The organism is Streptomyces poriferorum (assembly GCF_019399235.1).
Classification (GTDB): domain Bacteria; phylum Actinomycetota; class Actinomycetes; order Streptomycetales; family Streptomycetaceae; genus Streptomyces; species Streptomyces poriferorum.
In genome coordinates this window covers 1-11,367 of sequence record NZ_JAELVH010000375.1, presented here as the reverse complement: position 1 = coordinate 11,367, position 11,367 = coordinate 1, and the positions used below count along the sequence as shown (strand labels likewise).

The window sequence follows — 11,367 nt, the reverse complement described above, 5'->3', positions numbered from 1 at the left end:
GCCCCCACCACGGCCCCCGGCACCCGCGCCCGTTCCGGGCCGCGCGCAGGCAACGCCCGCGCATCCGCCCGCGCCCGCCGCCACGCCGAGCGCACCGTACGCAGCCCCTGCTTCGAACCGACCAGCTTCACCGAGCGCACCAGGTCACGACCGTCCATGCGGCTCACCCTGCCACCCGCTGATCCGGGAACGGGTTCTGTTCAACTTCCGTTCACCCGCGGCCGGCGGCGGACGGCCGGGAAGTGGTGTGGCCGCACCACATACCGGGCGGCGCGACCATGGCCGGGCAACCCTGGTGCGAAAGACGATCACATGGCATCGTCCGTGGAGCCGCCTCACGCGCACACCCCAGCCCGTGCGCGCGACACACGCACACACCGCGTACCCGCACAGCCAGGGAGCCGATCCATGACCTCAGCAGCCGACGAAGCCCCCCTGTGGCAGCCCGGCCCGGACCGCATCGCGGCCGCGGCCGTCACCCGCTTCCAGAGCTGGGCGGCCGAGCACCACGGCGCACCCGCCGAGGGCGGCTACGCGAGCCTGCACCGCTGGTCCGTCGACGAACTCGACACCTTCTGGACGGCCGTCGCCGAATGGTTCGACGTCCGGTTCTCCACCCCGTACGAGACCGTCATCGGCGACCGCGCCATGCCCGGCGCCGAGTGGTTCCCCGGAGCCACCCTCAACTACGCGGAGCACGCGCTGCGCACCGCCGAGGACCCCCTCCGAGCGGACGCCCCCGCCCTGCTCCACGTCGACGAGACCCACACCCAGGTCCCCGTCTCCTGGTCCTCGCTGCGCCGCCAGGTCGGCTCGCTCGCCGCCGAACTCCGCGCCCTCGGCGTCACCCCGGGCGACCGGGTCAGCGGCTACCTCCCCAACATCCCACAGGCGGTCGTCGCCTTCCTCGCCACCGCGGCCGTCGGCGGCGTCTGGACCTCCTGCGCCCCCGACTTCGGCGCCCGCAGCGTCCTCGACCGCTTCCAGCAGGTAGAACCCGTCGTCCTGTTCACCGTCGACGGCTACCGCTACGGCGGCAAGGAACACCACCGGGCCGACACGGTCGCGGAGCTGCGCCGGGAACTGCCCACCCTGCGCGCCGTCGTCCACATCCCGCTGCTCGGCACCGACGCACCCGAAGGCGCCCTCGACTGGTCCGCCCTCACCGCCGCGGACACCGAGCCGGTCTTCGAACAGGTCCCCTTCGGCCACCCGCTGTGGGTCCTCTACTCGTCCGGCACCACCGGCCTCCCCAAGGCCATCGTCCAGTCCCAGGGCGGCATCCTGCTCGAACACTTCAAGCAGATCGGCCTGCACTGCGACCTCGGCCCGGAGGACCGCTTCTTCTGGTACACCTCCACCGGCTGGATGATGTGGAACTTCCTCGTCTCCGGCCTCCTCACCGGCACCACCCTCGTCCTGTACGACGGAAGCCCCGGCTACCCGGACGTCAGTGCCCAGTGGCGCGTCGCCGAACAGACTGGCGCCACCCTCTTCGGCACCTCCGCGGCGTACGTCATGGCCTGCCGCAAGGCCGGCATCCACCCGGGACGGGACTTCGACCTCTCCCGCATCCAGTGCGTCGCCACCACCGGCTCCCCGCTCCCGCCCGACGGATTCCGCTGGCTCCACGACGAGGTGGCCGACGACCTGTGGATCGCCTCCGTCAGCGGCGGCACCGACGTCTGCAGCTGCTTCGCCGGAGCGGTCCCCACACTCCCGGTCCACATCGGCGAGCTCCAGGCCGCCTGTCTCGGCACGGACCTCCAGTCCTGGGACCCCGCGGGCGAGCCCCTGACCGGAGAGGTCGGCGAACTCGTCGTCACGAAGTCGATGCCGTCCATGCCGATCCGCTTCTGGAACGACCCCGACGGCAGCCGCTACCGGGAGAGCTACTTCGAGACGTACCCGGGCACCTGGCGGCACGGGGACTGGATCACGATCACCGACCGCGGATCCGTCGTCATCCACGGCCGCTCCGACTCCACCCTCAACCGGCAGGGCGTCCGCATGGGATCCGCGGACATCTACGAAGCCGTCGAGCGCCTCCCCGAGATCCGCGAGTCCCTCGTCATCGGACTGGAGGAGCCCGACGGCGGCTACTGGATGCCACTGTTCGTCCACCTCGCCGAAGGCGCCGCACTCGACGACGACCTCCGCGACAGCATCAAGCGCACCATCCGCGAGAACCTCTCCCCGCGCCACGTCCCGGACGAGGTCATCGAGGTCCCCGGCATCCCGCACACCCTCACCGGCAAGCGCATCGAGGTTCCGGTCAAACGACTCCTCCAGGGAACCGCCCTGGCCAAGGCGGTCAACCCCGGCTCGATCGACAACCTGGAACTCCTCCACTTCTACGAGGAGCTGGCCCGCAGGCGCCGCTGACCGAGGCCACTGTCAGTGCCCGTGATTACGCTGAGTGAGCAATGTTCGACAGCGCACAGGGGGAATCATGGCGCAGACCAGGAACAACCGGGCCACCGTCCGCGGCCGGACCGGCACCACGATGCGACGCACGCTGCGCCGCGAAGCACCGACCACCATCGGCCTCCTGACCGATGAGCAGGACTTCGCGGCGATGCGGCGCTACCGCACCTTCACCTTCGACGACCACACCGTCTACCTGCGGCAGGTGGAGGGCCTGCTCCGGACGCTCGCCGCGCAGGGCATGCACACGACGGTCGCCCTCTTCGACCCGGAGGAGTACGCGGAGTTCTGCGCCGAGGCGGGAATCGCACCCGACACCCCGGCCGGCCGCAGCCGGTTCACGGCGGAGATCGCGGCCTGCGGCGCCACCGTCGCCTACACCGGACAGCCCATCGACACCCTGATCCCGCTCCTCGTCGCCCGGGCGGTCCGGCAGTCCACATGGGAGTACGCCACGATGCTCCTGTCCGGACTCGGGGACTGCGCGGACTGCGGACAGGACATCGGCCGCGCCGCCTTCGACCGCGCGTCCCACCTCCTGCTGCGCACCCTGGAAGCGGCAGGCCCCGGCACCCACCACCTGGTCTGCAGCACTCCCACGGAGAACGAACAACTGCTCGCCGCCCTGCACACCGAGCGCGACACCACGGGCCCCGCACACCTCGACTCGGCGGAAGGCGCCGAGTTCGTGACCGTGCTGGCCGTCGGCATCGCCCGCGGCAGCCATGGGGGAGTCGTCCTGCGGACCAGCGCCCCGGGGGCCGCGGACCGGGTCCACGGCTGGCGCCTCACCGGAGGCAGCCTCGTCCCGCTCACCGCGGGGGAGGTGTTCAGCGCCTACTGCACCGACGCCGACACCGGTGACCCCGTCTCGCCCGAATCCGGTGTGGAGTACTGCGCGGGCTTCGACATCGGTGCCGACGAACCGGAGGCGCACCACTGACAGCCGGAAGGGGCTCCCCGCCACCGGCGGGAAGCCCCTTCTCACACCTCACGCGGCACGGGGCCCTGTGCGCGTCCTACTCGCCCGACAGCACCGCCTGCGCGGCAACGCGCGCTTCCTCGGCGGAGTCCGCCGCACGCGCGGCCGACGCGGCCCGCTCGCACTGGGCGAGCGTGTACTTCGCCAGCGTGCTGCGTACATAGGGAATGGACGCGGCACCCATCGACAGCGACGTCACACCCAGACCGGTCAGCACACAGGCGAGCAGCGGATCCGAGGCGGCCTCACCACAGACACCGCAGCTCTTGCCCTCGGCCTTGGCGGCATCGGCCGACATCGCGACCAGATCCAGCAGCGCGGGCTGCCACGGGTCCTGGAGGCGGGAGACCGCACCCACCTGACGGTCGGCGGCGAAGGTGTACTGCGCCAGGTCGTTGGTGCCCAGCGACAGGAACTCGACCTCCTGCAGCACCGAGCGCGCCCGCAGCGCGGCCGACGGGATCTCGACCATCGCGCCGAACTTCGCCTGCAGCCCGGCCGCGCGGCACGCGTCGGCGAAGGCCTTGGCATCCGCACGGTCCGCGACCATGGGAGCCATGACCTCGAGGTAGACAGGAAGCCCCTCGGCCGCCTTCGACAGAGCGGTCAGCTGCGTCCGCAGCACGTCCGGGTGATCCAGCAGGCTGCGCAGCCCACGCACGCCGAGTGCAGGATTCGGCTCGTCGGCCGGAGTCAGGAAGTCCAGGGGCTTGTCCGCCCCGGCATCCAGCACCCGCACCACGACGCGGCCCTCGGGGAAGGCCTCCAGCACCGCGCGGTACGCGATGATCTGCTTCTCCTCGGACGGCGCCTGCTTGCTGTCGTCCAGGAAGAGGAACTCAGTACGGAAGAGACCGACACCCTCGGCGCCCGCCTCGAGTGCCGCCGGCACATCACCGGGCCCGCCGACATTGGCGAGCAGCGGCACCTTGTGCCCGTCGGAGGTCGCGCCGGGACCGGTCGACGCCGAAAGCGCCGCCTTGCGTGCGGCGGCCGAACTCTCCAGCTCCGCCCGCTTCTCGGCACTCGGCTCGACGAAGATCTCGCCGGTGCTGCCGTCCACGGCGATCACCGTGCCCTCGGCCAGTTCGCCGGCGCCGGGGAGCGCCACGACGGCGGGCACACCGAGCGCCCGCGCCAGAATCGCGCTGTGGCTGGTCGGCCCGCCCTCCTCGGTGACGAAGCCGAGCACCAGAGTGGGGTCGAGCAGCGCCGTGTCGGCGGGAGCCAGATCACGCGCGATCAGTACGTACGGCTCGTCGCTGTCCGGCACGCCCGGCATGGGCACGCCGAGCAGGCGGGCGACGATGCGGTTGCGTACGTCGTCGAGGTCGGCGACACGGCCGGCCAGATACTCACCGGCACCGGCGAGCAGCGCGCGGTACGAGGCGAACGCGTCGTACACACCGCGTTCGGCGGTACTGCCGACAGCGATACGCCGGTCCACATCGGCCATGAGTTCGGGGTCCTGGGCCATCATGGCCTGGGCCTCCAGCACGTGCTGGGCCTCGCCCCCGGCCAGGTTGCCGCGCGCGATGAGGTCGGCCGCCACTGCCTCCACGGCCTGCCGCGCCCGCCCCTGCTCGCGCTCGGCCTCCTCGGCCGGAATCTGCTTGGCCGGCGGTTCGAGCACTGCTGTGCCCATGTGCCGTACCTCGCCGATCGCCACACCGTGGCTCACGCCTACGCCTCGCAGCGTTGTCTGCATTGCACCCGTCTCCGGTTGTGCGGCGGCCGAAGCCCCCGCGGTGGATATCCAGTCGGCTGTCACTGCGCCGAACGCGTTACTGCCAGCCGAACAGTGTGTCGCCGACCTTCACGTCGCCGTCCTCGATGACGTCGGACAGCGAATCGGCAGTCGCCTCCAGTGCCACGACGGGGCACACCGGCGACTTGCCGGCAGCCTCGACGGCCACCGGGTCCCACCGGACGATGCCCTGGCCCCGCGTGACGGTGTCGCCCTTGTTCACGAGCAGCTCGAAGCCCTCGCCGTTGAGCTGGACCGTGTCGATGCCGAGGTGGGTCAGCACCCCGTGGCCCTCGCTGTCCACGACCACGAAGGCGTGCGGGTGAAGGGAGACGACGATCCCGTCGACGGGCGAGACGGCCTCGGACGGCTCGCGCAGGGGGTCGATGGCGGTGCCGGGGCCCACCATCGCACCGGAGAAGACCGGGTCGGGTACCGCAGCGAGCCCGATGGCACGTCCGGCAAGAGGGGACGTCACAGTGGTCATGGGGAGCCTCCCAGAGTGGAGCTTCAATGGCGCCGCCGCGGCTGGTCGGAGGACGGCGTACTGCTCAGCAGCGTAAGTCATAAGAAGTCCCGGTTCCGCCCGAGTCCTGGTGGTTCGAGGACCTAGGTGTGTACCGGCAACGATTTGCCTCGACTCCCGGCGGCCTGTACTGTCGTACTCCTGCCTGGCCCCAACGCGACATTGAGTCGGGGGTCGGCGGCGACTATCAAGCCCAAACCCTAACCCGATATCGGGCAGCCGCATGCTTGCGGGGGGCCGGTCAACGGGTGCGGAAAGGCCTGATAGTGTCTGGCTCGCCGGAAAGGGAAACGCGAAAGTGAATTCCTCAAAGGCGGGAAATGTGAAACCCGTTTCGACCGGGAATCGGACGCGAAAGAGTCTGATAGAGTCGGAAACGCAAGACCGAAGGGAAGCGCCCGGAGGAAAGCCCCAGAAAATGTTCTGAGGGTGAGTACAAAGGAAGCGTCCGTTCCTTGAGAACTCAACAGCGTGCCAAAAGTCAACGCCAGATATGTTGATACCCCGACCTGCTTCGGCAGGTTCGAGGTTCCTTTGAAAGTCCTAACAGGCCTTTACCGGCCTGGTAGGCAATGCACACAGCGAGGACATAGTGAACGACCGGTCCTATTCCGACTCGGTCGTTCCGCTCTCGTGGTGTCTACCCGATTACGGGAAAACATTCACGGAGAGTTTGATCCTGGCTCAGGACGAACGCTGGCGGCGTGCTTAACACATGCAAGTCGAACGATGAAGCCTTTCGGGGTGGATTAGTGGCGAACGGGTGAGTAACACGTGGGCAATCTGCCCTTCACTCTGGGACAAGCCCTGGAAACGGGGTCTAATACCGGATAATACTTTCTCTCTCATGGGGGAAGGTTAAAAGCTCCGGCGGTGAAGGATGAGCCCGCGGCCTATCAGCTAGTTGGTGGGGTAATGGCCTACCAAGGCGACGACGGGTAGCCGGCCTGAGAGGGCGACCGGCCACACTGGGACTGAGACACGGCCCAGACTCCTACGGGAGGCAGCAGTGGGGAATATTGCACAATGGGCGAAAGCCTGATGCAGCGACGCCGCGTGAGGGATGACGGCCTTCGGGTTGTAAACCTCTTTCAGCAGGGAAGAAGCGAAAGTGACGGTACCTGCAGAAGAAGCGCCGGCTAACTACGTGCCAGCAGCCGCGGTAATACGTAGGGCGCAAGCGTTGTCCGGAATTATTGGGCGTAAAGAGCTCGTAGGCGGCTTGTTGCGTCGGTTGTGAAAGCCCGGGGCTTAACCCCGGGTCTGCAGTCGATACGGGCAGGCTAGAGTGTGGTAGGGGAGATCGGAATTCCTGGTGTAGCGGTGAAATGCGCAGATATCAGGAGGAACACCGGTGGCGAAGGCGGATCTCTGGGCCATTACTGACGCTGAGGAGCGAAAGCGTGGGGAGCGAACAGGATTAGATACCCTGGTAGTCCACGCCGTAAACGTTGGGAACTAGGTGTTGGCGACATTCCACGTCGTCGGTGCCGCAGCTAACGCATTAAGTTCCCCGCCTGGGGAGTACGGCCGCAAGGCTAAAACTCAAAGGAATTGACGGGGGCCCGCACAAGCAGCGGAGCATGTGGCTTAATTCGACGCAACGCGAAGAACCTTACCAAGGCTTGACATCGCCCGGAAAGCCGTAGAGATACGGCCCCCCTTGTGGTCGGGTGACAGGTGGTGCATGGCTGTCGTCAGCTCGTGTCGTGAGATGTTGGGTTAAGTCCCGCAACGAGCGCAACCCTTGTTCTGTGTTGCCAGCATGCCCTTCGGGGTGATGGGGACTCACAGGAGACTGCCGGGGTCAACTCGGAGGAAGGTGGGGACGACGTCAAGTCATCATGCCCCTTATGTCTTGGGCTGCACACGTGCTACAATGGCCGGTACAATGAGCTGCGATGCCGCGAGGCGGAGCGAATCTCAAAAAGCCGGTCTCAGTTCGGATTGGGGTCTGCAACTCGACCCCATGAAGTCGGAGTTGCTAGTAATCGCAGATCAGCATTGCTGCGGTGAATACGTTCCCGGGCCTTGTACACACCGCCCGTCACGTCACGAAAGTCGGTAACACCCGAAGCCGGTGGCCCAACCCCTTGTGGGAGGGAGCTGTCGAAGGTGGGACTGGCGATTGGGACGAAGTCGTAACAAGGTAGCCGTACCGGAAGGTGCGGCTGGATCACCTCCTTTCTAAGGAGCATCTAGATTCCGCAAGGAATCCAGAGCCACTACGCCGGCAAATGTTCGGCGGTGGTGGTGGGGTGATGGGTGGCTGGTCGTTGTTTGAGAACTGCACAGTGGACGCGAGCATCTGTGGCCAAGTTTTTAAGGGCGCACGGTGGATGCCTTGGCACCAGGAACCGATGAAGGACGTGGGAGGCCACGATAGTCCCCGGGGAGCTGTCAACCAAGCTTTGATCCGGGGGTTTCCGAATGGGGAAACCCGGCAGTCGTCATGGGCTGTCACCCACTGCTGAACACATAGGCAGTGTGGAGGGAACGAGGGGAAGTGAAACATCTCAGTACCCTCAGGAAGAGAAAACAACCGTGATTCCGGGAGTAGTGGCGAGCGAAACTGGATCAGGCCAAACCGTATGCGTGTGATACCCGGCAGGGGTTGCGCATGCGGGGTTGTGGGATCTCTTTTTCATGGTCTGCCGGCCGTGAGACGAGTCAGAAACCGTTGATGTAGGCGAAGGACATGCGAAAGGTCCGGCGTAGAGGGTAAGACCCCCGTAGCTGAAACATTAACGGCTCGTTTAAGAGACACCCAAGTAGCACGGGGCCCGAGAAATCCCGTGTGAATCTGGCGGGACCACCCGTTAAGCCTAAATATTCCCTGGTGACCGATAGCGGATAGTACCGTGAGGGAATGGTGAAAAGTACCGCGGGAGCGGAGTGAAATAGTACCTGAAACCGTGTGCCTACAAGCCGTGGGAGCGTCGCTGTATGTGCTTGCACATGCAGTCGTGACTGCGTGCCTTTTGAAGAATGAGCCTGCGAGTTTGCGGTGTGTTGCGAGGTTAACCCGTGTGGGGAAGCCGTAGCGAAAGCGAGTCCGAATAGGGCGATTTAGTAGCGCGCTCAAGACCCGAAGCGGAGTGATCTAGCCATGGGCAGGTTGAAGCGGAGGTAAGACTTCGTGGAGGACCGAACCCACCAGGGTTGAAAACCTGGGGGATGACCTGTGGTTAGGGGTGAAAGGCCAATCAAACTCCGTGATAGCTGGTTCTCCCCGAAATGCATTTAGGTGCAGCGTCGTGTGTTTCTTGCCGGAGGTAGAGCACTGGATAGGCGATGGGCCCTACCGGGTTACTGACCTTAGCCAAACTCCGAATGCCGGTAAGTGAGAGCACGGCAGTGAGACTGTGGGGGATAAGCTCCATGGTCGAGAGGGAAACAGCCCAGAGCATCGACTAAGGCCCCTAAGCGTACGCTAAGTGGGAAAGGATGTGGAGTCGCAGAGACAACCAGGAGGTTGGCTTAGAAGCAGCCACCCTTGAAAGAGTGCGTAATAGCTCACTGGTCAAGTGATTCCGCGCCGACAATGTAGCGGGGCTCAAGCGTACCGCCGAAGTCGTGTCATTCACACATATAGGGCCAACGCCTGTGTGGATGGGTAGGGGAGCGTCGTGTGCCGGGTGAAGCAGCCGCGGAAGCGAGTTGTGGACGGTTCACGAGTGAGAATGCAGGCATGAGTAGCGATACACACGTGAGAAACGTGTGCGCCGATTGACTAAGGGTTCCTGGGTCAAGCTGATCTGCCCAGGGTAAGTCGGGACCTAAGGCGAGGCCGACAGGCGTAGTCGATGGACAACCGGTTGATATTCCGGTACCCGCTTTGAAACGCCCAATACTGAATCAGGCGATGCTAAGTCCGTGAAGCCGGCCCGATCTCTTCGGAGTTGAGGGTAGTGGTGGAGCCGACGAACCAGACTTGTACTAGGTAAGCGATGGGGTGACGCAGGAAGGTAGTCCAGCCCGGGCGGTGGTAGTCCCGGGGTAAGGGTGTAGGCCGTGTGGTAGGTAAATCCGTCACACATTAAGGCTGAGACCTGATGCCGAGCCGATTGTGGTGAAGTGGATGATCCTATGCTGTCGAGAAAAGCCTCTAGCGAGTTTCATGGCGGCCCGTACCCTAAACCGACTCAGGTGGTCAGGTAGAGAATACCGAGGCGTTCGGGTGAACTATGGTTAAGGAACTCGGCAAAATGCCCCCGTAACTTCGGGAGAAGGGGGGCCATCACTGGTGAGGGAACTTGCTTCCTGAGCTGGGGGTGGCCGCAGAGACCAGCGAGAAGCGACTGTTTACTAAAAACACAGGTCCGTGCGAAGCCGTAAGGCGATGTATACGGACTGACGCCTGCCCGGTGCTGGAACGTTAAGGGGACCGGTTAGCTGACTTTCGGGTCGGCGAAGCTGAGAACTTAAGCGCCAGTAAACGGCGGTGGTAACTATAACCATCCTAAGGTAGCGAAATTCCTTGTCGGGTAAGTTCCGACCTGCACGAATGGCGTAACGACTTCTCGACTGTCTCAACCATAGGCCCGGTGAAATTGCACTACGAGTAAAGATGCTCGTTTCGCGCAGCAGGACGGAAAGACCCCGGGACCTTTACTATAGTTTGATATTGGTGTTCGGTTCGGCTTGTGTAGGATAGGTGGGAGACTTTGAAGCGGCCACGCCAGTGGTTGTGGAGTCGTCGTTGAAATACCACTCTGGTCGTGCTGGATGTCTAACCTGGGTCCGTGATCCGGATCAGGGACAGTGTCTGATGGGTAGTTTAACTGGGGCGGTTGCCTCCTAAAGAGTAACGGAGGCGCCCAAAGGTTCCCTCAGCCTGGTTGGCAATCAGGTGTTGAGTGTAAGTGCACAAGGGAGCTTGACTGTGAGACCGACGGGTCGAGCAGGGACGAAAGTCGGGACTAGTGATCCGGCAGTGGCTTGTGGAAGCGCTGTCGCTCAACGGATAAAAGGTACCCCGGGGATAACAGGCTGATCTTCCCCAAGAGTCCATATCGACGGGATGGTTTGGCACCTCGATGTCGGCTCGTCGCATCCTGGGGCTGGAGTCGGTCCCAAGGGTTGGGCTGTTCGCCCATTAAAGCGGTACGCGAGCTGGGTTTAGAACGTCGTGAGACAGTTCGGTCCCTATCCGCTGTGCGCGTAGGAATATTGAGAAGGGCTGTCCCTAGTACGAGAGGACCGGGACGGACGAACCTCTGGTGTGCCAGTTGTCCTGCCAAGGGCATGGCTGGTTGGCTACGTTCGGAAAGGATAACCGCTGAAAGCATCTAAGCGGGAAGCCTGCTTCGAGATGAGTATTCCCACCCTCTTGAAGGGTTAAGGCTCCCAGTAGACGACTGGGTTGATAGGCCAGATGTGGAAGCCCGGTAACGGGTGGAGCTGACTGGTACTAATAGGCCGAGGGCTTGTCCTCAGTTGCTCGCGTCCACTGTGTTAGTTCTGAAATAACGAACGGCCGTGTTTTCATCCGGTGTTGGTTAATTTCATAGTGTTTCGGTGGTCATTGCGTTAGGGAAACGCCCGGTTACATTCCGAACCCGGAAGCTAAGCCTTTCAGCGCCGATGGTACTGCAGGGGGGACCCTGTGGGAGAGTAGGACGCCGCCGAACTCCTTTTGATAGTTAAGCCCCGTGCCCTTGTGGCACGGGGCTTTTCTGCGTT

At 64.2% G+C, this 11,367-nt stretch carries 4 protein-coding genes and 3 rRNA genes; 5 read left to right on the top strand and 2 right to left on the bottom strand.

Annotated features, from left to right (window positions below; genetic code table 11):
* The first annotated feature begins 408 nt into the window (after window positions 1-408).
* Both JGS39_RS36165 and JGS39_RS36160 read left to right on the top strand, forming a co-directional pair.
* Complete coding sequence (locus JGS39_RS36165) at window positions 409-2,385, top strand: acetoacetate--CoA ligase (protein WP_219574000.1); 1,977 nt, start codon at window positions 409-411, stop codon at window positions 2,383-2,385.
* 67 nt (window positions 2,386-2,452) lie between these two features.
* Window positions 2,453-3,370, top strand: a complete 918-nt coding sequence (locus JGS39_RS36160; protein ID WP_219573999.1) for a DUF8829 domain-containing protein — start codon at window positions 2,453-2,455, stop codon at window positions 3,368-3,370.
* Window positions 3,371-3,446: 76 nt separating this feature from the next.
* On the opposite strand, the gene ptsP is transcribed toward JGS39_RS36160, so the two are convergent.
* Together ptsP and JGS39_RS36150 are read right to left on the bottom strand one after the other, a co-directional pair.
* Window positions 3,447-5,117 carry a phosphoenolpyruvate--protein phosphotransferase gene (gene ptsP / locus JGS39_RS36155; protein ID WP_219573998.1) on the bottom strand — a complete coding sequence of 557 codons (1,671 nt, stop codon included), beginning with the start codon at window positions 5,115-5,117 and terminating at the stop codon, window positions 3,447-3,449.
* A 76-nt stretch (window positions 5,118-5,193) separates the two neighbouring features.
* Window positions 5,194-5,643 carry a PTS sugar transporter subunit IIA gene (locus JGS39_RS36150; protein ID WP_219573997.1) on the bottom strand — a complete coding sequence of 150 codons (450 nt, stop codon included), beginning with the start codon at window positions 5,641-5,643 and terminating at the stop codon, window positions 5,194-5,196.
* A 700-nt stretch (window positions 5,644-6,343) separates the two neighbouring features.
* On the opposite strand from JGS39_RS36150, the gene JGS39_RS36145 reads away from it, so the two are divergent.
* From JGS39_RS36145 to rrf, 3 genes are all read left to right on the top strand, one after another.
* A 16S ribosomal RNA gene (locus JGS39_RS36145) occupies window positions 6,344-7,869 on the top strand.
* A 125-nt stretch (window positions 7,870-7,994) separates the two neighbouring features.
* A 23S ribosomal RNA gene (locus JGS39_RS36140) occupies window positions 7,995-11,119 on the top strand.
* Between the two features lie 79 nt (window positions 11,120-11,198).
* Window positions 11,199-11,315: ribosomal RNA gene (gene rrf, locus JGS39_RS36135) — 5S ribosomal RNA — on the top strand.
* Together the 16S, 23S and 5S rRNA genes form the textbook arrangement of a ribosomal RNA operon.
* Window positions 11,316-11,367: the final 52 nt, after the last annotated feature.

Coding starts and splice junctions, on each gene's coding strand:
- JGS39_RS36165 (WP_219574000.1), top strand. CDS start 409: ATGACCTCAGCAGCCGACGAAGCCCCCCTGTGGCAGCCCGGCCCGGAC.
- JGS39_RS36160 (WP_219573999.1), top strand. CDS start 2,453: ATGGCGCAGACCAGGAACAACCGGGCCACCGTCCGCGGCCGGACCGGC.
- ptsP (WP_219573998.1), bottom strand. CDS start 5,117: ATGCAGACAACGCTGCGAGGCGTAGGCGTGAGCCACGGTGTGGCGATC.
- JGS39_RS36150 (WP_219573997.1), bottom strand. CDS start 5,643: ATGACCACTGTGACGTCCCCTCTTGCCGGACGTGCCATCGGGCTCGCT.